Genomic DNA, 25,061 nt, shown 5'->3' on the forward strand with positions numbered 1-25,061 from the left:
AACCCGCCGCTGAACGTTCGTAAGCAGTGGTTCGACGTCCGTAACTCAGGCACAGACGTTCACTTCTCTAAAAAGGTACCACTTCACCACCTAAAACGTTCATAACCAGCGGGAAAGGTCCGTTCCTCCCGAAAAACGTCCGCTGCCTCAAAACCTGCCCCCCCCCCATCATCCCCGGCAGAGGCGGGCACCTCCCAGCCCGAAGTCTTCCACTCCTTTAACCCTTCCGTCATCACGAAAAAAACTGCCCCGGCCCATTAAAGGACCGGGACAGCTTCCTGAAATCAAAACAGCACTCTTCCGCACAGCACCGCTTTCTCAGGCATACGTCCATTTCCGCCACAGTGCTTCCATCGGCCCCTGGCGGAATCGTTTCAGCCAGAGCTGGCTCAGGACGACCTGGGCCGCAAAAACGCCCAAGGCAATCAGCATTCCCGTAAAAGCCCCGACACTGCCGTACAGACCGAAGCCGTAGCCGTGAAACAACAGTACGCCGATAACCGACTGCAGCAGGTAATTCGTCAGCGCCATCCGGCCGACCGGTGCCAGCCAGGCGAGCGGAGCTCCGCCTGAAACGAGCAGCACGAGCACGGATACGTAAAACAGCATAAGAAGCGGCCCGGCCAGAATGTTGAGCCCCTGGCCGAGAGCGTCGGCTGCCCAATATGGCACCGGCAGCTGATCAAGCTTCAGCATCACAACGAGCACTGCTCCGAGAATACCGCTCCATCCAGCATGCAGCCGGAGTGTTTTCCACTGCTTTTCGTACGTCTTCGGATCATGAAACCAGCCGGCTTTCCCAAGCGCAATGCCGATCAGGAAAATGCCGAAGACATTGATGACGGCAAACGGGGTGTTGAACAAAATAAGAAATACTTCCGACGACAGCCGGAAACCAAGAATTTCCGCATAGTTCCCGGAAGGCATAATGTCCATGGCACGGGACGCACCGGTCATCATTCCGCCCTTCATCATCGAAGCGGCGTTGCCGAGAAGAAGCAGGAGCGTCATGAGGACAGCGGAAAACGTAACCAGGCCGATCCCCCATTTCACCAGCGATCCCGCTGACTTTTTCACAAACAATAAAAGGAAAAATCCTCCCACAGCATACGTAAACAAAATGTCCCCCGACCAGATAAACACGAGGTGCACGAGCCCGAGGACGAGAAGAAAACTCATCCTGCGGTAGTAGCGGCGCTTCGTCTGATTCTGAAGCCGCTGGTAAAACAAATAAAATCCAAGGCCAAACAGAAGCGAAAACATCGGGTAAAACTTTCCTGTCACGAGTCCGTCGACACTGATGACGGCGAAGATATTCAGGGCACTGTCCGATAAAATCGTGCGCGCCTGCATCGCCCCTTCCTGAAACACCGGCGATTTAAACGAAGCCATATTCGCAAGCAGAATGCCGAAAAGAGCAATCCCGCGGATAATATCCAGGCTGATGATTCTTCCTTCAGCCGGCGTTGGTGTTTCATTCATCTGCTGTATCCCCTTCCTGTTCCGGCCGGAACTCCAGTGATTCCTCCGGTTCGGTAAACCGCATCGTTCCGTACGCCCCCTCTACCCACGTATCCAGCTGATCGTCGTAGTGCGGGGAGAGCCACTGACCGGACTGGCCCGGCAGCAGCACGTCTTCCGGATCCTGCAGATCACTGACAAAGCGCCAGCCGGCACTGTGGTCTGCTCCGCCGGTCTCTATGTTATAACTGACCGCCCCCGGCGTCATGCCGCTTCCCGGAAGGGCGTCCCCGCCGAGATTCAATACGTAGTTGAACGGAAATACGCCACCTAAGGGATGATTGATTTCCAGCTGGTGGTAGTCTCCCCACGCCCAGCCGGAAGCCTCATCTCCCTGCAGTTCCACCGCCCGCGTGACGGCATCATGGAACGTTTCCCGGATGACGCGTTCGATGGAGCGCTCCTCCACTCCTTCCAGTCCGGAAAACACCGTCCCCGAGGCGGCTCCTTCCGTGAGCACACGCTGACGCGTCAAATGATCCGGGAGCGTTATATCCAGGTGCCTTTCAAACAGCGTTTCCGGCAGCCCTTCATACCAGAGCTGATACACAAGCGCAGCCGCACTGTCTGTCTCTTCCCGGAAATCCCAGTCTGAAAGAAGAGCCAGCGCCTCTTCCTCTGTGGCACTCCAGCTGCCGAGCGCCTCTCCTTCCATATCCGTTCCGCCGTCCGCTTCGGTCCAGGAAGCCGCGGCTTCTGTCAAAAGCGGCACAAGTTCCCGCGCCTGGGTGTTTGTGATGTCCTGCTGCATCTGTTTCATATCCTCCAGTACCACCGGATCCTCTGCCCCGATTCGTTCCTGAAGAAGCTCTTCCAATCTTACGGCCCGGAACGGAAGAAAGTTCCGTCCGATTTCATATGGGTAGGCATCCGCCGGCACCGGCTGATGATTCGCTGTCATCAGATAACCCGATTCCGGATTCAGCTCCTGCGGCAGCTCTTCCCCTGGAATGAATCCGTCCCACTGGTAGGCCGGATCCCATCCCGGAACCGGAAGCTGACCGGTGGAGGACGGACGCACCGGCAGCAGTGCCTGACCGCGGAAACCAATGCCACCTTCCGTATCCGCAAACATCCAGCTGAGCCCCGGTGTGACAAACCCTTCAAGCCCTTCAGAAAATTCATCCACGGTTTCTGCACGATTCACCCGGAGAATCCCGTTCAGTTCCTCCCCCGGTTCCATCCCCGTCCAGCGGAGAGAATACGCTGACACCGGTCCTTCCTCTTCGACATGGTTCATTACCGGTCCGTTCCGCGTCACTTCCACACGGTGTATCCGCGGCTCTTCCTCGCCGTCGACAAAAATCTCCTCTTCGATTACTTCTGCCGCTTCATACTCTCCGTCATACAAATAAAAGGAGGGCCGCTCTGGATCCTGCCGCTCCAGATAGACGTCTTCATAGTCTGCACTCAACGACGTCACACCCCAGCTCACCGAGCCATTATGACCGAGCACAACGCCAGGTATTCCCGGCACCGTCACACCCATTGACGAAAAGTCCCCTTCAATCTCCAGCTGCGTCTGATACCACACCGCCGGAATGGCAAGCCCTAAATGAGGATCATTGGCAAGCATCGGCAGGCCGGTGTCCGTATGCTCTCCGCTCACCGCCCAATTGTTGCTTCCATTCCACGGATCCGGCGTCCACTCCGGTGCCATGCCAAGCTCCGGTCCAGCTGCCAGAGCAGGAAGATCTGTGCCGGCCGTTTCCACTCCATCAAGAATCGCAGGATACTCTCCAGCCTCTTCATAATCTGGGAAGTAAAAAGACGCCTCCTCCCCGAACCGCCGGAGCAGCTCATAGTTACGAAGCTCTTCCGAAAAATTCCCGTTCAGCGTATAGCCCATATACTTCACCGCAATCGCCGTATCCTCCGGCGTCCACGCCTCCGGCTCATAGCCGAGCACCTGAAACTCCAGCGGCAGCTCCCCGGCGGAAGACGCCTCCTCGATATACGCCGTCACGCCGTCCGCGAACGCCGTCACCATCGCTTCCGTCTCCTCATTAAACTCCGCCGTCAGCGCCTCCGTCCCGCGGTGCATCCCATATGTACGAAAATACTCATCGCTCTCAACCGCCTGCGGACCAATCACCTCCGCAAGACGCCCGCCAGCCTGCCGCCTCGTCATATCCATCTGGAACATCCGGTCCTGCGCCATCACATACCCCTGCGCAAAAAACACATCCTCCGCCGACTCCCCGCTGATCTGCGCCACACCGCGTTCATCCCGGTCCACACGCACCTCCGAACCGACCGGCGCCTCGATCACCCCGTCCGTCTGCGGAAGCCCCGAACGCACGTAAAACCACACCGCCGCAAGCAGAACCGCCGCGATCCACACCAGCACGACCGCCGTCCAGCTCACAACCTTCCACCAGCGCCGCTCATACCAGCGCTTTCTCCGCATCGACGTCATCACCGTCCCATACATACACCCAAGCCCCCTCTTCCCGGAAACCAACCACATTGTATCCGCTTCCGCTTTTCTGTTTTAAGAATACCTTTTTCTTCCTGCCTTCAGCAAGTTTTCCTTCTGCGGGACATGCCTTTCGGTTTTCAATCCGCCGCCGGAAAACGTAGAATGGAGTCAGAGGAGTGTTATATATGACAAAAACCAATCACGGATGGAACCTTGCATCCACCTATACACAGCTGCGGTCGTTTTTCTACACGGAAGCCGCGCCGCAGGAAGTGCCGGCACCGGAAATGGTGCTCTGGAACCGCTCGCTTGCGAGAGAACTCGGACTGGATGAGAACGCCCTTTTCCACGAGCCTGCCCTGTTTGCAGGTGCGGCGTTTCCTTCAGGTGCCGTGCCGATTTCCCAGGCGTATGCCGGCCATCAGTTCGGAAACTTCACGATGCTCGGCGACGGGCGCGCCGTCCTTCTCGGAGAGCAGCAGACGCCGGAGGGACAGCTTGTGGACATTCAGCTGAAAGGCTCCGGCAGAACTGCCTATTCCCGGAGCGGGGACGGGCGCGCCGGACTCGGTCCGATGCTCCGCGAATACGTGATCAGTGAAGCGATGCACGCGCTCGGCATTCCGACGAGCCGGAGTCTCGCCGTCGCAAAAACAGGAGAGCCCGTTTACCGGGAAAAGCCGCTCGAGGGCGCCGTGCTCACCCGCACCGCATCGAGCCACCTCCGCGTCGGCACGTTTCAGTACGCCCGCGCAGCCGGCTCTATCGAAGACGTCGAGCAGCTGGCGGATTATGCTATTAAGCGGCACGATCCCGAGGCAGGAGAGGCGCCCAACCCGTACCTTGCATTTCTCCGCGGCGTGATCCAGCGGCAGGCAGCCTTGACGGCATCCTGGCAGCTGACTGGATTTATCCACGGCGTCATGAATACCGACAACATGACGATCAGCGGGGAAACGATCGACTACGGGCCGTGCGCGTTTATGGACACGTACGACCCGGAAACGGTATTCAGCTCGATCGACACCGGCGGACGGTACGCCTACAAAAACCAGCCGTACATCGCAGCCTGGAATCTGTCCCGGCTGGCAGAAGCCATTCTCCCGCTTCTTGACGACGATGAAGAAGCGGCGCTGAACCAGGCACAGAAGGAAATTACGGCGTTTACTCCGCTCTATCAGCAGTACTGGCGGGACGGCATGAGCGCGAAACTCGGTCTCGCCTCCAGCCACCCGGGCGACGACAAGCTGTTTGAAGACCTCCTCGCCGTGATGGAAGCGGAAAAAGCCGATTTCACGAACACGTTCCGCGCGCTCGCACTCGATCCGGAAGAAGACGAGCTGCTCGGCGGCACCTTTTCCGACTGGCATCTCCGGTGGGAGGAGCGCCTGCAGTCCGAAGGCACAACGCCTGCGGCCGCTTCGCAGCGGATGAGACAGGTGAACCCGGCCGTCATTCCGAGAAATCACCTGGTCGAAGAAGCGCTGGCAGCGGCCGTCGACCAAGGCGACATGGGGCCATTTCATGAGCTGCTTCAAGTACTCTCGAACCCATACGCCGATATCGACCCGGACAGTCGCTTCTGCCGTCCGGCGCCTGCGTCCGCCTTCCCATTCCGTACGTACTGTGGGACGTAAAATGGCCTAATCAAGCAGATAGATAACAAAGAAAACAGATCCAAGGAAATAAACACCCGTAATCAGACGCAGAACGGCCCGGTCGGGTCCGCCGGCCCGCCATTCCACCCAGACCCGCAGAAGATACTGCAGCAGAAGGGCGGCGGCCAGCACGGCCGCTGCCTGTCCTGTTTCCATAGGAAACGCGGTGCCACGGGCGTTCAGAAGGTAAACAACAAGAAAAAAGAGCACGGCCGCGCCCGGTATATACCGCCCCGCTGCGTGCAGGACACCTCCTGCATGTTCCAGCGGGTCCTCCTGGACGCGGCTTACGCCGAGCCGACGCGCACACCAGCGCCGCAGAAGGGCCCCGCCGGAAGCCAGCGCAATAAGCAGTAGAAGGAATGGAATCATATTCACCAGCATCACCTCTTTTCCCTTATACGCATACGAAAGGAAGACGTTTCATGCCGATCCCATTTCAAAAACGAACCTGTCATTTCTGCAGAAAAAAAGAGCGCGGCATGCAGAAATACTACGATACGGCCCGCCGAAAAATTTACGTCTGCCGCACCTGTGTCCCCTACGCCGAACGCCGAGCGTATCCGAAGCGGTAAAGAGCCGATATCTCTTCTGCCAGCGCGAAAAAGCTTCCGGTCCTCCCACATATGGGTTGATCAGAAGCTTTTTTGTTCTTTTATTCCTCCATCCGGGCAATGCAGCGTTTATCGTCATGCACCGGCTTATTTACGTAGCGGCTGACCGGATACATCTCCATGTCCTCCGAAGTGTAAGGAACGAGGAGCTTTTTCAGCGTAGATGGATCCTGCAGGCTCCGGTCCAGCCAGACTGCTTCCTGCTCTTTCGGCATAATCACAGGCATACGGTGATGAACCGGCGCCATGACGTCATTGGCCTCTGTTGTAATAATCGTGCACGACTGAATCACGGCACCGTCGTGCTCCCAGCGGTCCCACAAACCGGCAAAGGAAAACAGCGTCCGGTTCTTTAACTGAATGCGCATCGGCTGCTTCGTCCCGTCCGACGCACGTTTCCACTCATAGAAACTGTCTGCTGGAATCAGGCAGCGCCTGCGCGTCAGAAGCTGCCTGAAGCTCGGTTTCGTGTCGATCGTTTCCGCCCGGGCGTTGATCATTTTCGCACCGCCGCTGCTGTCTTTCGCAAAAGAGGGGATGAGGCCCCAGCGGAGCAGGCCGAGCCGGATGTTCTCTCCGTCATGCACGGCCGCTGCGATCTCCTGCGTCGGTGCTGCGTTGAAGCGCGGAACCTGCAGTGCAGCCGGTTCGGCACCATAGTAGGCTGCGATCTCTTCAGCTCCCGGTATTAACGTAAATCGACCGCACATCGGATTTCCCTCCCGGCGCTACAGCGCGCTGATAATATCTCCTGCAGTTACATTCTGCGAACCCGGCCGCTGTTCTGCCGCCTGATCTCCTGCTCTTCCGTGCAGATAAACCGCACAGACAGCAGCCTCCTCTCCGGTCATGCCGCGTGCCAGAAAAGCGGCGGTCATACCGGTGAGAACATCTCCTGCACCACCGGAGGCCATGAACGGATTGCCGGTCGTATTAATGGAAACGAATCCGTCTGCTGAAGCCGTCACGGTTCTCGCTCCTTTTAACACCACGGTCACCCCATGGTCGACAGCGAAGCGGCGGGCGGTTTCGATCCGGTCTGTCTGTACGTCTTTCGTCTTTTTTCCAGAAAGGCGGGCCATTTCCCCCGGATGGGGCGTGAGGATGACTTCGCCTTCCCGCGGCTTCCAGTTCTGCCAGTCGGCATCGGCAAGAATATTCAATGCGTCTGCATCCACAACGATCGGGGCGGTCGTGTTTTCCCAGATATGCTGAAGCCATGCTGTATCTCCGGACCACCTTCCCATTCCCGGTCCGATGGCACCCGCCGTTCCCTCATTCAAGAATGCGGCGGCTTCATCTGCTGAAACGTTCTCCCACGTACCGGTACCGCCGTCCGCAAGCGCCTCCAGCATAATTTCCGGCTGGTGGCCGGCAGCGGAGGCGAGTACAGTGTCCGGCAGTCCCCACGTAACGAGCCCGGCACCGCTCCGGAGCGCTGCGGTGCTGCTCAACAGCCCCGCTCCGAGCATCCGGCGGGTTCCCGCAAGAATCCGGGCGTGGCCGTACGTGCCTTTATGGGTGTCGGCCCCGCGGTACGGCTCGACAACATCGATACCGAACCGGTCTGCGATAGAGAGGGCGTCGGCCGTGACGGTCTGAATACCGAAATCCTCCGCCGTTTTCGGCGGGATGCCGATATCACAGACAGTGATTTCTCCGGCCTGCGAACGTCCCGGATACTGCTCTAGTCCGCGCTTCGTGTAGGCGAGTGCTGCCGTTTTTACCGCAGCAATACACGGGTCATACACTTTGCCGGTATCTGCATCGAGACCACTCGGGATATCGATGGCAACAACCGGCAGGCCTGCGGCGTTGGCTTCACGGATGAGTCCTGCGTAAGGCTCCCGCGGGGCTCCGGCCGTTCCTGTACCGAGAAGAGCATCCATAACGCCGTCAAACCGCTCCCAGGCAATCTTTCCCGGCTCATATACCGTACGCTCGACGGCGAATTCCTGCATAATATCACGCTGCCTTGCTGCTTCACCGACGCACGCACCCGGATCCTCTGCAAAAATGACGACCGGCTCCAGGCCGAGGGCAGCCAGATGGCGGGCGGCAACGATGCCATCACCGCCGTTGTTTCCCTTTCCGACCAGAACCGCCCAGGAAGGCCCCGCCTCTTCGGCTTCCAGTGCTGCAAGCTCTGCCGCTTCTCTGCCGGCATTTTCCATCAGCACCATGCTCGGGATACCGACCGATTCGATTGTGTGGGCATCCATCGCCCTCATTTCTTCGCGTGATACGACGTACATGGCTTATTCCTCCCTGTTTAGTTACGGACCTCGCCGCCTGCTTCCTCCACTGCATTCATTACTGTCCGCCGCTGCTGGACCAGCTCCATATTCATATCCAGTTCGAGCCGTGTTCCGTCTTCAAGCTCCAGGTTCATGCCGGCATATCCTGCTGTGCCGTCGGTTTCCTCCCGCTGCATTTCGATGACTTCCACTTCCGACCATGCGTACGTCTCTGCTTCAAACGAGAGCAGTGGGTTCCACGTGATTCCGTCTTCATCCATTGTATAGTAATGGAGCAGTCCGGAGGCCGCTGCCGGAATGGCTGCCAGGCTCAGAATAAGAAACAGCGCAGCTCCCGCAGCAGGGTGCCGTTTTCTCCGCCACCGGCCGGCAAAGGCATAGATGATGGCTGCGGCCGGTACGGTCAAAAAGCTGCCGATCACGACGATGTAGGAAAGCGCCGGACGCGTCAAAAGCCACTGTCCGCTTCCGTAAAAAAACAGCTCCTGAAACACAACCACCATCACAAACGGCGCCATCAGTGCCATCATCGAAAAGAGGATCGCCAGCACGATCACGCCTTTGTCTACATCATCATGATCCAGTCGATTAAGCATATCGTTCCTCCTGATAGGTTATTTACCCGTTCCGGGGCTTCCTAAATACAGTTCTGCCATCACCCAGTGGCGGTAGGCGGCGAGAAGCTCCCGGTCCTTCTCTGTAAAACGGCGCGGCTCGAAATCGAGCAGGCACAGCGTGCCGATCGCCTCGCCCGTATCGGTTTCAAGCGGCATGCCCGCATAGAAGCGGATGCCGAACTCCTTATGGACATCACTTTCCTTGTATATCTCATCTCCTGCAAGATCCTCGATGACGAGCGGCTGTTTCGCCAGCACCACCTGGTTGCAGATCGTATTTTCCCGGGGCACCTCACGGAAAACGCCCCATGATACCGGAAAGCCGCTTTTCGCTTTCAGCCACTGCGTTTCTTCAGTAATAAATGAAATGTAGCTGATCGGCGCCTGAAACGCGGCACGGACAGCTTCCGTTATCCGGTTGTAGCGCTCCTCAAAATCGGTATATAAAATATCAAACGAACGCAGAGCAGCAAGCCGGCGCTGCTCTTCTTCCTTCCCTTTCCGGGAGGTGAAAAGCTGTCCGTTCAGCCGGCTTTCCGCTTCTTTTAAATGAGCATGCACCTGGGCCACAGCTTTTTTCAACTGACGGATCGGCACAGGTCTGCTCAGGAAGTATCCCTGCAGTTCTTCACATTGAAGATCCAGAAGCGTCTGCATCTGATCCTCCGTTTCGACACCTTCGGCTGTCACAGATAAGTTCAGCCGCTTGGCGAGCTGCATGATAAAGGAGACGATTTCGTACTCCTTTTTATTCAGGTTCCGGTCGATTTTCCGGATAAACGACTGGTCGATTTTGATCCCATCGAGCGGGAATGCGGCCAGATAATTGAGGGAGGAATAGCTGACACCGAAATCATCGATGACGACACGGAATCCTTCGTCCCGGAGGTATTCCACGAGCCTGCGCCCTTCCTCCGGATCTTCCATCAGCATCCCTTCGGTAATCTCCAGCTCGAACCGGGAAGTCGGAATCTTGCAGGAGCTGGCCGTATCGACAAACAGGCGCTTCAGAAGGTCTTTCCGGAACAGGTTGGCAGAAACATTTACTGCAGTGACAGAATCCCCAAAAGCTTCCGGACGAAGCAGCTGGTCCTCGCACACCCGGGTGAAAACGAATTCGGTGACCTTCTCAATGAGCGACGAACGTTCTGCTATCGGAATGAACCGTCCCGGCGGAATCGTGCCGAGATGAGGCGAGTGCCACCGTGCAAGCACTTCGAGATTCACACGCTGGTTTTTCGTATCAAGTTTCGGCTGGTACGCGACCGACAGCTCTTCCTCCTGAAGCGCACGCATCAGCTCCAGCTCCAGCATCAGCTCTTCTTTCCGCTGGACGGTCTGGGCGTTTTCCTGATAAAGCCGCACGGTGTTTTTTCCGAACATTTTCGCTTCCGTCATTGCCTGTGACGCATTTGTCAGAAGCACATGGGCATTCTCCTGTCCGCCGCTGATGCCGATGCATGCAGACAGCGTAAACGTCATATCCCGCAGCGTGTAGCGGAAGCGGTTAATGCAGTCAAGCACGCGGTGGGCGGCCGTCTCCGCTGCTTCCGGCGTAAAACCGGGAAGCACTGCAGCAAACTCATCCGCATCGACACGGCCGAGCACGGTTCCTTCAGGGAGTACCTGTACAATTTCTGCTGCGAGCCGCTGCAGCAGCTGGTTTCCGCTCTCCCGTCCAAGCACTTCATTAATAATGTCAAACCGGTCCAGGTTGATGCAGAGAACCTGTACGGGCTTTTTTTCACGGGAAATATAGGCGTTCATTTCCGAACGGAGGCGCATCACATTCGGAAGTTTCGTCAGATAGTCAAAATCCTCGATCGATGTGAATACTTCCGAGAGCGCCTGGTCGGATAAATCAGACGTGATTCCTATAATAAAGGCAGCTTTCCCCTCCACCGTATGCACCGGCATTAAAATGGAGGAGGCGTAAGCTGCCACGTTCGTTTCCTTGTTCATCTTGTCGGAAAAAAAGACCGGTTCCCCCGCCTCTTCTGCGCGCCGGTACTGTGCCGTAAGCGGCTCCGCCACCTCTTTTGTATACATTTCCCCGATCGTCCGTCCGGCGAAGTCTTCCGGAAGCGAAGCGAGCCGGCGCGCATCCTCACTGACACGCACGTACGTAAAATCGTCGTCTTCCACTCTCATCAGAAAGACCATTTTATACAGCTTTTGAAAGAATTCAAACAAGTAATCCGGATCTGCCCGCAGCAGGGACTCTTTCATGGCTGCACCCCTTTTCCTATCGACCAATTTCCCTCATTGTACCAATAGTCTGTCACTTTCTCCATAGTCATTTTGGGTGCATGTTCTTACCTGCCTGCAGAGATCCGCTTCGAAAAGCAGACGACCCGTGCCGCTTCAGAGAACCCCGACGCACGGTGGAACTGCTGTCCCGCAGCATTATCCAGCTCACTGTCCGAAGCCACCCACCGGCAGCCGCGCTCCCGGGCCCACCGCTCCGCTTCCTGAATCAGCGTCCCGGCAATTCCCTTTCTGCGCGCTTCCTGACGCGTATACACGCCTTCGATATATCCCGTCGGCGGCTCTGCACCCTCGACATACTCGCGCCGGATCGTTGCATGCAGAAACGACACGGCTCTTCCGTCCATCCGGGCAAGCCAGACCGAGGCCGACCGGCTTACCGCCGAGTCCTGCATCTCCCGTTCCAGCTTTTCCCGGACAGACTCCGGCCATAACTCCGATGCCAGCGTCACTGCTTCCTGCACGTCTCTTTCCGTCTGTACACGCTCGATCTCCATGATTTTACCTCCTGATTCATTCCAGATGCTTTCTCAGCCACTCCCCGGCGAAAACGACGCTCGATTTCAGCGGAAACCGGCGGCACGCTGCATCGCCGATCGTCACTTTCCTGACCTGGTGGGCTTCTTCATATGCCTGTCCGCAGGCTGCGAATGGACTGCTGTCGTACGCTTTGTCTTCATATTCCACCCACGTGCGGACACCGTCTTTCATCATCGGCGCCCCGCGTGTTTCTGTTTCAACTTCAGAGAGCCTCGCTTCTGCCAGGTGGAATCCGGTCGCTGTATCGTAGCCGGTTCCAAGGAAAAGGATGTCCGCATCGAGCTGCTCCAGCCGGCCGAGGGGGGACGTTTCCCCGAAACTGTCTCCAGGCTGGTGCGTTTCCAGCACCCAGGATGCTTCTTTCCCCCAGGCTGCAAACGAATCGGCCGGATGCAGACTCCGGTGGACACCCGGATACGTGCGGAACAGCTCTGCAATCGTCCCCATACCGCGCGTCGGTGTTTTTTCCGGATCATACAGCGGCATCGTCCGGCGGATTTCCTCCCACCAGGCAGACGGAACGGCCGGAGCACCCCAGTTTTTCGGGTCGCTCCAGTCACCGCTCTGCGCAGGCATGACAATGGTTCCCGAGGGACCGACCGCTTCCTGAAGCGCATCGATCACGGCCGCCGCTCCGCCGTTCACCCAGCCGAACGCAGACAGCGAGCTGTGTACAAGAAGCGCATCCCCTTGCCGGACACCAAGCTCTTCCAGACCGCGGACGATGGAGTCCACCGTATTCAGTGCTGTGTTCTCTGAAACTGCCTGCTGCTTCATCACTGCTTCCGCTCCTGTTTCCTCGAGCTTTCTCGACATCATGTACTCATCCACCGGCGAGCCGTCGATCAGAAGGCTCGCGGCTTTCGTTCCTTCTATTCTGTAGCCTGCCTGCTCGTACAGTGCATATGCGCCTTTATTCGGCACCGCCACCGTCAGTTCCAGCTTGCCGAGTCCCATGGTTCGGGCCGCACACTCCACTTCCCGTAAAAGTGCACGTCCCCAGCCTCTCCGCTGGTAGGCAGGCGCTACGCCCATTACAATTGATGCTACATGCTTTTTCCGTTTCATTCCGTTTGTAAACATCACCGCGTACCCGGCAGCCGTCCCCATTTCTTCGGCTAAAAACCAGTTTGTATGCGGTCCTCCAAGCATGTGCCGGACGTCTTCCTCCGTATGGTCGCGCTCCCCCGGTCCGGCAAGCATGTAGGCTGCATGTGTCTCCACGTGGTCGACCAGTTCTTTGACCGTCTTCGCATCTTCCGGTCCTGCACGTCGGATCATCGGCGTCCCCTCCCGCTCTGCTTCAATGAAGCGATATCTTCATCCAGTCCTTCCATGCGCTCCAGCACCATCCGTCCGGCATCCTCCACCCCACGGTTGTAATAGAGCGGTGCCGCCGCTTCTTCAAAACACTGGAGCAGCTGTTCCGCCTGCAGCAGACCGATGTCCTCGCCGCGCACGTCGAAAATGGTCTGCTGGAGTGCTTCCAGTACACGCTGCCTCTGCTCATTTGATAACTTCTTCACGTTTCTCATCCTTCCTTGTTAGAACGTCGACAAGCCGGAAGCCTCCTGAAAGCGGTACAGCCAGTATTTCCACAGGCTGTCGTCTTCGTAGACGCTGCTGTCTACTGTATAGAGACCGCCTTCATTTTCCCACAACCGAGTAAAGTACGATTCCATTTCTTCGGAAAAGCCGGCACCTTCCTCCGTTTTCACGTGAAGGTTCGTCTCCAGATTATAGTCCTGCAGGTTCCGCCGCGTTAAATTGGAAGAGCCGGTAATCGTCGAGGACGTCTCTCCCCGCTGAATGAACGTCGTTTTCGTATGATACTGCTCGCCCTGTGTGTTGTACCAGCGCACCTCGACGCCGGCCTCCATCAGCTCGGCGGCTGTCTGACGGTTCGGAATGCCTGCTTTCTCTCTGCCGAAGGCGTCTTTGTTCGGATCCAGAATGAGCCGGACGTCCGCCCCGCCCGCTTCGGCCTCTTTTAAGGCGCCGATAACACCGCGGTCAGATAAATAAAACATGCCCATCCAGACGACGTCGCCGTTTTCCGCTTCATTGATCTCCTCCAGAAGCGCCTCCCGGATGCCGCCTTCGGTGATAAGACGCACCTCCGGCCCGGACGTCCGGGATTCCGCCGGTTCTGCCTCTGCTTCAATCGCCTCTCCGGAAAACGACGCAGCCGCTTTCTCGGAAGCGAGCAGATCATCGACGACGGGTCCCTCGATATGGATCGCGGTATTGGAATGCCATGCGCTTGCATCATGCGGATTACCGGTGGAGACGACCGCTTCCTTTTCTGAGAGCACCACTTTCCGGTGGTTCGCCTTGAAATTCAAGAGCGATGCGTAGGAAGGGACGGTAAAATCCGGAGCTTCCGGTGAAAATGGGTTGGGAAGGATGCCGTTTTCTCCCGGCTCCCACCACTGCAGGTAGGAGCGCCACCAGCCGGAATACAGCGGATTGGAGTCGCGCAGCTCCGAAAGATCGGTGTAAATAACGTCCACCCCCGCTTCGTCCATCGAAGCGAGTGCCTCTGCTTCATATGTATCATAGCCGGTGTTGATCGGGTCGGTCAGAACGACGATCTCCATCTCCGGATTTTCCCGCTTTTTCGCGGCAAGCGCGCCGGCAAGTTCGCCGCTGAGGTCCGGGAAGTCGTAGGCAGGATTATACTCGCCGTTAAACAAAAACATATCTGCCACGATGTGATCCTCCGCTTTCTCGATCACCTTCAGGACCGAATCCATAATTTCCTGCTCGTGTACTGTCTCCCCGTCTTTTTCGTATGTAATATCTTGAAGCAGTTCCACATCCGATACATGAAAGTCACCGGTTACTGACAACCCTGCCGGTACACTTTTCTGCGTATGCACAAGCGCCATGACTGCAGGCGGCACTGCCAGAAGAACCGCTGCTGCCCCGGCGGCATACATTATTTTTTTCCGCATGTTCACAGGCTCCGCCTCCATCCATTTTCTCCCTATTTTACGCTTCTGTAAGCGCTTCGGCTATCCCCCCTCCGGAAGAAGTGACGATAGACCCGTAAATCATAACGAAAGCGTCACGCTTTATCTCACATCAAAGCAGAAAAGCTCCATCTACAGAACAACGGGCTGAACTGCCTTAACACCTGGCTTATCAGCGGGAAAAGCCTTCGAATTATATACATTCTTAAACTGTAAAAAAAAACAGGCAGAACTCACTTGGTCTTAAAAGAAAGAAAAAGATATTAAATGGGTTCCCGCTTCCTACCTGTACCTCTGGCCGTACGCGTTCCGGAGGGAACGGCCTCCGATTCCGGCAGGTAGAAAGTAACGCTTGGTAGAAGCGGCCCCTTCTGCACGGAACATGCTGCAATCCAATCAAGTTTTTAGAGATCATCATTGTCTCATAGACATCGATCCTGCTACAGATTCTCTGTTTTCCATTTAATTATATTCTTGTCCTGCAAGAAAAACAGCCTGACCGGAATGCCGAAACGGCAGCGGACAGGCTGTTTGTTCTCCTTTAATGTTATTGGCGGAGGTATGGAAGTTTGTTTCCGGCATAATAGGCGGTGTAGACGCCAAGCACAGCGAAAAGGGTCCATACCCAGGCATGGAGACTCATCGAGGCGAGGCCACTGAAGTAGGCACCGACGTTCGCGCCGAAGGAAATGGCTGCACCGTACCCCATCAGCAGTCCGCCGGCGAGCGTCATCACTGCATTCAAAAGCGTGATGCCGGAAAAACGCATCAGTCCGGCGAGTGCCATCGTGACAAGCGTGCCGGCAACGACGCCGAAGTTTAAGACGCTGAGACTGCTCGTGAAAATCGAGTTCGTGAGATCGGTTACGGCAGCCTGATCCCCCCAGTACCGCCACGACGCCGGATCAAACCCTACCGCATCGGATATCTTTGAGCCCCACAATGTAAAAGCAGCCGTCAGTTTCCAGGGAGAGCCCTGGACGAGCAGAACCGCCGCGTTCAGAACCGCAAAGACGGTCGCCCCGACCCAGATCGGCCACCAGTGGAACAGAACTTCCCGGAACCCGGTCCCACGCGGCATCGGAGGCAGTGCCGGCGGACGCCGTTTCTTTTTATACAAGTAGCTCCCAAGAATAACCGCTGCAAAAATGCCTGTCTGAAGCAGCCAGGCCCCTATGTAGCCGAGAGGCGTATCCTCTGCCAGAGAAATTGGACTCATGTGGGGCAGCGAGACGTTCCAGAGTGCATAGTGGGCACCGCCGATCGTCGCCCCGGTCAAAAATCCTGTTACCGTAAACAACAGCGCCGTTCTGCCGCCTTCTTTCGTTTTCATCGCTGCCGGCCCCATGTTGCTGCCGATATTCATACCGAAACCGAATAGAAAAGCTCCGATGACGACACCGAACGAAACCGGAGAGACGGCTCCTTCCGGCCGGACGCCGAACAGTCCGGTCTGGGTGGATAAAATGAGCGCAAACAGCGTGACCGCGATGATCAGCTTCTGCATATGCCCCCGGAGCATCTGTGTATTTCCATCTTCTAAAATCTGTGTATAGACGGACGAGAAGCCGTATCTCGTATGAAACAGCGTAAAGCCGATAAGAAAGCCCAGCACAAACAGGACAACGAACTGCCAGCCGGAAGTCGTATAGCTCATCCAGAGAACAAAGACAGACGCAGCTGCAAATGCCAAAAGCCATCCGTACTGCGGATCTTCGTATTTTGTCTGGTCTTCTGTCATGTTATCCCTCCTTCACCTTCTTTTCCCTTTCCCTCCTGCGCCGGTTTTATGCACCTTTCCTTTTCTCCCTTCATTTTTACATACTTCGTTATTTTATGTGGATATAATTCCCAGTAGACATTCCGCCTCTTTCCTATTACGTTAGAGGAAACGGTTACAGAAAGGGAGAGCGTGTATGAGTACGGAACTGCTCATCGTCATGTTTGAGCGCCTTGGAATTATTGTCATGGTGGCCTTTGTCATGACGCGAATTCCGTTTATACGTAAAATGATCGACCAGCATGCCGTCACCCGGAAGCAGCAGATCGGCGCCATGCTTCTGTTCGGTTTTTTCGGCATTATCGGCACGTACACCGGTGTCGTGATCACGACCGGCGAAGCCGGCTATACGATGTGGTTTTCGCCGCTCGCAGAAGATGAGGCGATCGTCAACGCCCGGGTCATCGGTATTGTCGCTGCCGGGCTTCTCGGAGGCTGGAAAATCGGTCTCGGCGCCGGCATCATCGCAGGCGGCCACCGCGCGCTTCTCGGCGGATTCACCGGTATTGCCTGCGGCCTGTCTGCGGTCCTTTCCGGTGTCCTCGCCGGACTTGCCAGCCGCTACATGAAACGCGGCTCCAATTTATCTCTCCCGGTCACGCTTGCGGTCGGCATGACCGCAGAAGCCATGCAGATGGCGCTCATCCTCGGCATTTCCCGTCCATTTGAGCAGGCCCAGGCACTCGTCGGCATGATCGGCATGCCGATGATTCTTGCCAACGGTGTCGGCGCCATGGTGTTTGTCCTCATTATCCGGAACGTTATCAAAGAAGAAGAGAAGCAGTCTGCGATGCAGTCCGGCCGCGCCCTCCGCATTGCCGAGGAAACGACACGCTACATGCGGCACGGCCTCACGCCGGAAAGTGCGGCGGACACGTGCCGGATTCTTCTGCGGGAAGCAGGCGCTTCCGCCGTGTCCATGACGAACGGCACCCACGTGCTCAGCTACCGGGGAGACGGCGAGGACCGGTGCCGTCCGGGTCTTCCGATTCAGACAGAAGCAACAAAACAGGTCATTCAGAACGGAAATCTTTATACCGGTGTGCTGGAAGAGGACGACGCCGGCTTCACCGACCACCCGCGCATGGCGGTCATCGCCCCGTTAAAACAGCGCGATCGTGTCGTAGGAACGCTGAAGTTCTACTACCGGAACCCCCGGGATGCTTCTCCGGTGGAGCTGGAGCTGATCCGCGGTCTTGCAAAACTCTTAAGCGGCCAGCTCGAAGCTGCGCGCGCAGAAGCACTCGAAAAACTGGCACACGAAACCGAAGTGAAAGCACTGCAGGCGCAGGTCAGTCCACACTTTCTGTTTAACGCTCTCAACATTATCGTGTCGATGATCCGCACAAATCCGGAACGCGCACGAAAACTGCTTCTGTCGCTGTCTGCGTTTTTCCGCCAGAATCTCGCCGGCGTGCATCGTGAGCAGATTACGCTCGAAGAGGAGCTCCGCCACGTGCGCTCCTATCTGGATATTCAATCGGCACGGTTTGATGAAGCACTTGAAATTGATCTGGCCGTTGATCCGGCACTGCTCGGCCAGCGCGTGCCGATTTTCTCGCTGCAGCCGCTTGTGGAGAATGCCTTTCACCACGGCCGTACCGCCGGTGAAACACCGTTCTATATCCATATTGGAGCTGCCTTAGAGAATGGCCTCGTCCAGCTTACCGTCCGGGATAACGGGCGGGGCATCACCGAGGAGCGGCAGGCGGAGCTTCTGCAGAAGCCGGTCCACTCTGAAAACGGCACCGGCATCGGCCTGTACAACCTTCAGCAGCGGGTGCAGGATTTATTTCCGAAGACAGGCGCGCTTGCGATCACCAGCGGTCCGGACATGGGAACCGAAGTCCGGATAACACTTTCAGAATGGGAAGGAGAGTCAGATCATGAAACCGATACGCGCTCTATTGGTTGATGATGAGCGCTTCAGCAGAGAAGAGCTCCGTCATTTATTATCTATGCACAGCCATGTCGACATCGCAGCAGAAGCAAAATCCGCCTATGAAGCGCTGGAACTGATTCTCGTCCATAAACCGGACGTCGTTTTCCTCGACATTGATATGGGCGGCCGCACCGGAATTGATGTCGCTTCATCGATCCGGCAGATGGATCATCCGCCGCTTATTGTGTTTGCGACGGCCTACCCGGATTATGCTGTCGATGCCTTCCGGGTGGAGGCGCTTGATTATGTACTGAAGCCGTTTGAGGAAGAAAGCATTAACAGAGTGGTACGCCGGCTGGACAGGGAGATGGAAGCCGAGGCGGCAGTGCCGGCACCGCGGCGGAAGATTCCGCTGCAGCTGGAGGATTCCATTCAGTACCTCCGTCCCGAAGACATTGCGGTCATTTACCGGGAAGGCAGCCAGACGAATGTGGTGACGACGAATGAGGTTTTCTCCACCCGCCAGACATTGAAGGAAATGGAGGAAAAGCTCAGCGGCCACTCCTTTTTCCGTGTGCACAAAGGATACCTCGTGAATCTGCATCACGTCGCCGAACTCGTTCCGTGGTTTAACGGGGCGTATCAGTTGAAGGTGAACGGCATGCATGAGGTGGTGCCGGTCAGCCGGAACTATGTTAAGGAGCTCCGCCTGACGCTGGAGGCGTAGCCGGGATCTTAAGCGCTGTGGCGGTCTATTATAGCCCGCCGCAGCTTTTTTATGTTCCAGCCAGCCAGTCCGATCTGCTCTACGCTTCCCTTTCTCCCACCTCCCCCTGCATGTGAGCGCTTTATTTCTGCATTTCATCCTCTGATTTCAACATGTTGGATGAAAACAGTTTGTAAACGCTTTCTTTCCGCTACACTGAAGCTATCCATTTCACTCAGGGAGGGTGTCTGCATGATTACGTTTTTTATTTCCATTATCATCTTGATTATCGGCTACTTTACGTACGGGAAAGTAGTGGAGCGGATATTCGGCGTTCAGGAAGAGCGCCTGACACCGGCGGTTTCCCACGGGGACGGCGTCGATTACGTACCGATGGGGCGCGGACGAAATCAGCTGATTCAGCTGTTGAACATCGCCGGCGTCGGTCCGATCTTCGGCCCGATTATGGGAGCCCTTTACGGGCCGGTCGCTTTTCTCTGGATCGTTCTCGGCGCTATTTTTGCCGGTGCGGTGCATGACTACTTAACCGGAATGATCTCAATCCGGAACCGCGGTGCCCATCTTCCGGAGCTTGCCGGTAAGTTTCTCGGCAAGGTGATGAAGCATGTCGTGAACGGCTTTTCCGTTCTGCTGCTTCTCCTCGTCGGAACGGTGTTTGTCACAGCACCGGCAGCACTCATCCATGACATGGCCGGCGGCTGGACGACGCTCGGCGTGATCATCGCGCTGATTTTCGTTTACTACACAATCGCAACGATGCTGCCGATTGATAAAATCATCGGACGGGTTTACCCGATTTTCGGTGCGCTTCTGCTCATCAGCGCTGTCGGTATCGGCGGCAGCCTCGTCATTACCGGTGCGCCGATTCCAGAAATGACGCTTGCCAACATGCATCCGGAAGGCCTGATGATCTTCCCGCTTCTGTTTCTGACGATTTCCTGCGGGGCGCTCTCCGGATTCCATGCGACGCAGTCGCCGATCATTTCCCGGACGACCCAGCGTGAAAAAGACGGCCGCAAAATCTTTTACGGCATGATGATCACCGAAGCGATCATCGCGATGATCTGGGCTGCGGCTGCTATGAGTCTTTTCTACGGCACGGATTTAAATGCGCTGATCGCAGATGGCGGACCGGCAGCGGTTGTCAGTGAAGTATCAATCACGATGCTCGGTGCGATCGGCGGAACGCTTGCTGTACTCGGTGTTATCATTCTGCCGATCACTTCCGGCGATACGGCCTTCCGCAGTGCGCGTATGATCATCGCCGACTACATCGGCATGAAGCAGGTCAAAGTGAAAAGCCGGCTTCTTATCGCGTCGCCGCTGTTCTTTATTTCTGTCCTGCTCACGCAGATTGACTTTACCCTTCTCTGGAGGTACTTCTCCTGGGCGAACCAGTCGACTGCGATGATCGCACTCTGGGTCGGAGCGATGTACCTCGGCCTGCAGTACAAAAATCACTGGATCGCGACACTGCCTGCGATCTTTATGACAATGGTGACATTCACGTATATTCTGAATGCACCGATCGGATTCGGTTTAAGTCTGCCGCTCTCCTACGCCGGGGCTGCTGTTGGAACGGTAATTGCCACGATCCTCTTCGCCCGGAAACTGGCATTTGAACGGAAACAGAACACGATCGACGTCGACGAACGCGTCGATCCAGCGGCATAGAAAATAAAAAAGTAAAAGATATTAAATGGGTTACCGCTTCCTGCCTGCACCTCTGGCCGTACGCGTTCCGGAGGGAACGGGCTCAACTAATTCCTTCTTCCTCTCGTCTGAAGGAATGGATTTTCGCCTCGTTCGGATCCTCCCGGAGTCGACGGCCTCCGGTTTCGGCAGGTAGAAAGTATCGCTTGGTAGAAGCGGCCCCTTCTGCACGGAACATGCTGCAATCCAATCAAGTTTTAGAGATCATCATTGTCTCATAGACATCGATCCTGCTACAGATTCTCTGTTTTCCATCCCTACTTAAACTACCCTTCGGAGCGTTCGGCAGGGACGCCAGTGGTATTCGTTCTTTGCTTGAAGAAGCATGGCAGAAGATCGCTGCCCTGCGGCTCAAACCAAAGGCCGGCTCCACTCATGCTCTGCAGCCGTGCAAATAGCGCCCGGCTAGAAGACAAGCCCACGACAATCTTCTGCCGAAAAGCGGAGAAAGCAATAGATAGAACAATGGGTGAGCTGCCGTTTCCCTTGGCACACCTGCTTGGATGAACCTTCGAATTTTATCCTTGCTTAAACTGACAATGGAAAAGCCTCCACCTGGTCCGCTTCGGCGGCCGGGTAGAGGCTTTTTTAAAAGAGAAACTGCTTCTTGCGCCCATAATGAAGCAGGCTCTCGTACGGATCGGTTTCATCGAGTGACAGCAGGCGGCAGAAGGCCGTTTCGGTTTTCCATCCACGGCGTCTCAGCTTCATGACAGCTGAACGGAGTTCGGTATCCTCCTGAAGCAGCCGGTACTCAATCTGCATATGCTGGTATGCCCGCTGCCGGCGGACCGGGAGCGGCTGTGCGATGCATTCGATCCGGAGCCTGCGGAATAGAAGCGTCGTTTTTCTGACCGGGACGTCCTGCCAGCTTCTCGTTTTGAAATCGGCGGCTCCAATCCGGGTCATGACGCCCTCCCATTCATCCAGGTCGTCTGCTTCCATGAGGAGGTCGACGTCGGAGCCGGGGGTGTAGATGCCCAGTGGAAAGGTGCCGCAGATGACCGGGGAAAAGCGGGCTGCCTGTTTCAGGATGCCGGATTCCGTCAGCTCCCGGCATATCTGGCGCTGGACGCTGTCGCCGGTCTGGAGTTCCTGAAATGGGTTCAATTCTGTTCGATCGGCTTTTCGAGGACAACCATATCGACGGCGCGGATGCCGTTTTCTTCGATGACGCGCGGGTAATCGTCAAAGAAGTTTCTGCGGATCTCGAGAAAGCGGAATCCGGTTTTCTGATAAAAGGCGAAGTTGGTCAGGCTGGAGTTGGCGGTGCCGACGATCAACCGCTTATATCCTTGTTCTCCGTACATCCGCTCGACTTCCTCAACGGCTTCCCGGCCGTAGCCTTTTCCTCGGTGGGCCTGGACGACGGCCATGTTTTTAATCTGAACCGTGTCCTCCTCCGGAAAGGTGCAGAGCATGATGCCGACGGATTTGCTGCCATCGGTTACGGCAAGAAGCTCCCCGTCGTACAGGTACTGCCGGATAATCTCTTCTGCTTCATCTGCCATGAGTAGAAACGGAATCCACTCCGCCCGTTCTTCCTTACGTACTGCACGTAATGTCACCATATCAATCGCTCCCTTATCGGTAAAAGTATGTCCTGATGTGGTTCTGCGGTGGTCGTTGATTCCAGCTTTCGTATTCTGAACGCAGATTCAGCGTTTGCAACTAAACATACCGGAAAAATGATGTTTTTGCAAACGATTTCTACCTATTTAATAGAATCCTTGAAAAATTGCCCAGAAAAAGGCCAGCGCAAAACCGAGTAGAATGAGACCGGCGCTGATGGAAATATACTGCATCCGCCGAGGGGTTATAAAGCGCCGGCTGTACGCAATGACGGCGGCACTGGCGAGGTCCCAGACGATGATGCCGAGAAAGATACAGGCGGTGGCCGCTGCGGCAGCCGCGCTCCCGCGGTCTTCGATCGAGACGAGGACCGATCCGTAAATACCGGCCCAGAAAACGAGGTTCATCGGGTTCGCTGCAGCGAGCAGAAAGCCGGTCCGGAGGGAAGAGCCGGCACGTGCCGTTTCTGCTCCTGACAGCTCCGGCAGCTGTCTCCGGCCGGTGCGGATGCTGTCGATTCCCAGATAGAAAAGCACGATGCCGCCTGCCGCCCAGAGAATCGGCTCGATCCACCAGATGTCAGGGAGCCGGGAAAATCCGGCTGCGACGAGGAGCATCATGAGCAGGTCCGCCCCCATGCCGCCGACACCGACGAGCCAGGCGGCCCGGAATCCTCCCTGCAGACCGCGGCTGATCTGGACGATCGTGACCGGTCCGACCGGCGCAGCGAGAGCAAGACCAAGCAGAAACCAGCTGACGTACAGCACAGCTACCTGCTCAGCCCCGCTATTCCTTTTTCTTTCATGATGCGTGCGAGCTGATCCATGTCGGCATGAATATCTTCCAGCACGCGCCGGTTATAAAAAAACGACGCCGGGTGGTACGTCGGGAAAATATCGTATACCGTTTCTGTCCAGCCGAACTGCTCGTTTTCCAGTATCTGCACTGGATGCCGGATTACTTTTCCGTGAACGTCGGTAATTTTATAGCCGGGGCCCACGAGCCGGCGGAGGCCGACATTGCCGAGCGTGACGAGAAGCGGGGCCTTCACATGAGCCAGTTCGTAGTCCAGAAGCGGTGCATGCGCTCTAATTTCTTTCTGTGTCGGCGCCCGGTTATACTTCCGCTCTGTCGTCGTTCCGTCTCGGTTCTTTTTCGTTCCCCAGCGGTACGGGCGGCTCCGCACCGCACTCGTAATATAGACGTCCTCCCTGGTCAGACCCGCCCGTTCCAGAAATCCCATCAGTTCTTTGCCGGATCTTCCGCTGAACGGAATGCCGTTATGTATTTCCGTTTCGCCGGGGGCTTCTCCTACAAGCATGAGCGCCGGTTTCTCCGGGCCGCTCCCATAAACAAATCCTTCAAGGGCGAACCCTTCCGCCCGTTTCATTCCTTCTTCTGCAAGCCATTCAGGTATCTTCACAGCTCTCCCTCCTCTGCTGAATCGTTTCCCGCTACGTGCGCCGGAGAAACCAATACACACTGCCGAGCACGAGCAGTCCGCCGGTCATCTGAAGCGGCGTCACGCTCTCCCCAAGGAGAATCACGGCGAGAATCGTAGCGCCGACCGGTTCACCGAGAATGCTCATGGAAACCGCTGAAGTACTGATGTAATTCAGCAGCAGATTATAGATGACGTGTGCGATTGTAGGGAACAGCGCAAGCAGAAAGAATACCTGCCATTCGCCGGCATCATAGCCTGTCATCGGCACGCCGGCAAGCAGGTTGTAGATATTTAACGCCACGCCTGCCGCAAGAAAAACAAAAAAGCTGTAGAGCCAGTGGGAAATCCGCCGCACGGTCGACTGCCCGATCAGCAGATACGCCACGATGGCCAGAACGCTCAGAAATGAGAGCAGGTCGCCGATCAGATAGTCGCGGCTGATACCGAGGTCACCGAGCCCGATAATGCCGATTCCTGTAAGCGCAATGAGCGCAGTGCTGATGCTCTTCCAGTCGCTTTTCTCCCGGTAGACGAGGTACGCGCCCGCCATGGCGATCATCGGCTGCATCGCGAGAATCACCGTGGAACTCGCGACACTCGTCAATTTCAGCGAGCCGAACCAGAGCGCAAAATGCAGCGCAAGAAAAATGCCCGATCCCGCCAGTATGTAAAAGTCCCGCGCCTTCAGCCGGCGGAGGTCCTCCCGCTTCCACCAGACAATCGGAAGCAGAAAAAGCGCCGCCAGGTACATCCGGTACATGCTGCTGATGGAGGCCGGGGCGTCGGACCATTTAACGAAAATGGCCGCAAAGGAAATCGCAATTATCGATATAAAAAGAAGCAGACCGGCCGGAGGGGCCTTGTCTGCACGTGCTGTTACTTGTTCTGCCACATCGATCCCTCCCCTCTTTAGTGTAGCATGCCTGAAGAAGGTCCGGGGAGCGTATGGAACCATTTTCCACCCTTTCCGTAGAGAAGAAAAAGCAGAGAAAGGAAGCTGATATTGTGAAGCGGACGCGGCGGACAAGATATCCAGGAAAAAATTCAAGATGGGAGTATATCAGCGTAAT

Annotated in this window: 21 protein-coding genes; 4 read left to right on the forward strand and 17 right to left on the reverse strand. The window is 56.3% G+C overall.

Annotation, left to right across the window (positions count from 1 at the left end):
- Positions 1 to 318 precede the first annotated feature (318 nt).
- Together C6I21_RS00520 and C6I21_RS00525 are read right to left on the reverse strand one after the other, a co-directional pair.
- On the reverse strand, positions 319 to 1,482 hold the full coding sequence (locus C6I21_RS00520; protein ID WP_105957472.1) for a DUF418 domain-containing protein: 1,164 nt from the start codon (positions 1,480 to 1,482) through the stop codon (positions 319 to 321).
- Positions 1,475 to 3,955 carry a penicillin acylase family protein gene (locus C6I21_RS00525; protein ID WP_181186008.1) on the reverse strand — a complete coding sequence of 827 codons (2,481 nt, stop codon included), beginning with the start codon at positions 3,953 to 3,955 and terminating at the stop codon, positions 1,475 to 1,477. Before C6I21_RS00525 ends, C6I21_RS00520 begins: the two co-directional genes overlap by 8 nt.
- Before the next feature lie 173 nt (positions 3,956 to 4,128).
- Between C6I21_RS00525 and C6I21_RS00530 the strand changes: the two genes are divergently transcribed.
- Entirely contained in the window at positions 4,129 to 5,580 is a 1,452-nt protein-coding gene (locus C6I21_RS00530) for a protein adenylyltransferase SelO (protein ID WP_105957474.1), read from the forward strand.
- 6 nt (positions 5,581 to 5,586) lie between these two features.
- On the opposite strand, the gene C6I21_RS00535 is transcribed toward C6I21_RS00530, so the two are convergent.
- The 10 genes from C6I21_RS00535 to C6I21_RS00580 form a co-directional block, all read right to left on the reverse strand.
- Positions 5,587 to 5,973 carry a hypothetical protein gene (locus C6I21_RS00535; RefSeq protein WP_181186009.1) on the reverse strand — a complete coding sequence of 129 codons (387 nt, stop codon included), beginning with the start codon at positions 5,971 to 5,973 and terminating at the stop codon, positions 5,587 to 5,589.
- 283 nt (positions 5,974 to 6,256) lie between these two features.
- Positions 6,257 to 6,925 (reverse strand): SOS response-associated peptidase, encoded by a 669-nt coding sequence (locus C6I21_RS00540; RefSeq protein WP_105957476.1) that lies wholly within the window; start codon positions 6,923 to 6,925, stop codon positions 6,257 to 6,259.
- An 18-nt stretch (positions 6,926 to 6,943) separates the two neighbouring features.
- Entirely contained in the window at positions 6,944 to 8,470 is a 1,527-nt protein-coding gene (locus C6I21_RS00545) for an NAD(P)H-hydrate dehydratase (protein WP_105957477.1), read from the reverse strand.
- 17 nt (positions 8,471 to 8,487) lie between these two features.
- On the reverse strand, positions 8,488 to 9,069 hold the full coding sequence (locus C6I21_RS00550) for a hypothetical protein (protein WP_105957478.1): 582 nt from the start codon (positions 9,067 to 9,069) through the stop codon (positions 8,488 to 8,490).
- An 18-nt stretch (positions 9,070 to 9,087) separates the two neighbouring features.
- Positions 9,088 to 11,319, reverse strand: coding sequence for an EAL domain-containing protein (locus C6I21_RS00555; RefSeq protein WP_105957479.1), 2,232 nt, complete (start codon positions 11,317 to 11,319; stop codon positions 9,088 to 9,090).
- A gap of 86 nt (positions 11,320 to 11,405) precedes the next feature.
- Positions 11,406 to 11,855 (reverse strand): aminoglycoside 6'-N-acetyltransferase, encoded by a 450-nt coding sequence (aac(6'), locus tag C6I21_RS00560; protein ID WP_105957480.1) that lies wholly within the window; start codon positions 11,853 to 11,855, stop codon positions 11,406 to 11,408.
- Between the two features lie 16 nt (positions 11,856 to 11,871).
- Positions 11,872 to 13,179: a GNAT family N-acetyltransferase gene (locus tag C6I21_RS00565; protein ID WP_105957481.1), complete on the reverse strand. Its 1,308-nt coding sequence runs from the start codon at positions 13,177 to 13,179 to the stop codon at positions 11,872 to 11,874.
- Positions 13,176 to 13,424 (reverse strand): DUF2164 family protein, encoded by a 249-nt coding sequence (locus C6I21_RS00570; protein WP_181186010.1) that lies wholly within the window; start codon positions 13,422 to 13,424, stop codon positions 13,176 to 13,178. The genes C6I21_RS00565 and C6I21_RS00570 overlap by 4 nt, the downstream gene beginning before the upstream one ends.
- A gap of 18 nt (positions 13,425 to 13,442) precedes the next feature.
- Entirely contained in the window at positions 13,443 to 14,855 is a 1,413-nt protein-coding gene (locus C6I21_RS00575; protein ID WP_245411496.1) for a phospholipase D family protein, read from the reverse strand.
- 565 nt (positions 14,856 to 15,420) lie between these two features.
- Positions 15,421 to 16,614 carry a YeeE/YedE family protein gene (locus C6I21_RS00580; protein WP_105957483.1) on the reverse strand — a complete coding sequence of 398 codons (1,194 nt, stop codon included), beginning with the start codon at positions 16,612 to 16,614 and terminating at the stop codon, positions 15,421 to 15,423.
- Positions 16,615 to 16,789: 175 nt separating this feature from the next.
- On the opposite strand from C6I21_RS00580, the gene C6I21_RS00585 reads away from it, so the two are divergent.
- From C6I21_RS00585 to C6I21_RS00595, 3 genes are all read left to right on the forward strand, one after another.
- A complete protein-coding gene (locus tag C6I21_RS00585) occupies positions 16,790 to 18,568 on the forward strand; it encodes a LytS/YhcK type 5TM receptor domain-containing protein (protein ID WP_105957484.1) in 1,779 nt (592 codons plus the stop codon).
- Entirely contained in the window at positions 18,540 to 19,262 is a 723-nt protein-coding gene (locus C6I21_RS00590) for a LytR/AlgR family response regulator transcription factor (RefSeq protein WP_105957485.1), read from the forward strand. The genes C6I21_RS00585 and C6I21_RS00590 overlap by 29 nt, the downstream gene beginning before the upstream one ends.
- Before the next feature lie 231 nt (positions 19,263 to 19,493).
- Positions 19,494 to 20,936, forward strand: coding sequence for a carbon starvation CstA family protein (locus C6I21_RS00595; protein ID WP_105957486.1), 1,443 nt, complete (start codon positions 19,494 to 19,496; stop codon positions 20,934 to 20,936).
- Positions 20,937 to 21,563: 627 nt separating this feature from the next.
- On the opposite strand, the gene C6I21_RS00600 is transcribed toward C6I21_RS00595, so the two are convergent.
- The 5 genes from C6I21_RS00600 to C6I21_RS00620 all read right to left on the reverse strand — a co-directional run bounded on the left by C6I21_RS00600 (position 21,564) and on the right by C6I21_RS00620 (position 24,883).
- Entirely contained in the window at positions 21,564 to 22,085 is a 522-nt protein-coding gene (locus tag C6I21_RS00600; RefSeq protein WP_105957487.1) for a DUF4269 domain-containing protein, read from the reverse strand.
- Positions 22,082 to 22,546 carry a GNAT family N-acetyltransferase gene (locus C6I21_RS00605; protein ID WP_105957488.1) on the reverse strand — a complete coding sequence of 155 codons (465 nt, stop codon included), beginning with the start codon at positions 22,544 to 22,546 and terminating at the stop codon, positions 22,082 to 22,084. Before C6I21_RS00605 ends, C6I21_RS00600 begins: the two co-directional genes overlap by 4 nt.
- A gap of 147 nt (positions 22,547 to 22,693) precedes the next feature.
- Positions 22,694 to 23,314, reverse strand: a complete 621-nt coding sequence (locus tag C6I21_RS00610; protein WP_105957489.1) for a LysE family translocator — start codon at positions 23,312 to 23,314, stop codon at positions 22,694 to 22,696.
- A gap of 2 nt (positions 23,315 to 23,316) precedes the next feature.
- Positions 23,317 to 23,937 carry a uracil-DNA glycosylase gene (locus C6I21_RS00615; RefSeq protein ID WP_105957692.1) on the reverse strand — a complete coding sequence of 207 codons (621 nt, stop codon included), beginning with the start codon at positions 23,935 to 23,937 and terminating at the stop codon, positions 23,317 to 23,319.
- Between the two features lie 64 nt (positions 23,938 to 24,001).
- A complete protein-coding gene (locus C6I21_RS00620) occupies positions 24,002 to 24,883 on the reverse strand; it encodes a DMT family transporter (protein ID WP_245411497.1) in 882 nt (293 codons plus the stop codon).
- Positions 24,884 to 25,061 lie beyond the last annotated feature (178 nt).

This window comes from Alkalicoccus urumqiensis (assembly GCF_002993335.1).
Classification (GTDB): domain Bacteria; phylum Bacillota; class Bacilli; order Bacillales; family Salisediminibacteriaceae; genus Alkalicoccus; species Alkalicoccus urumqiensis.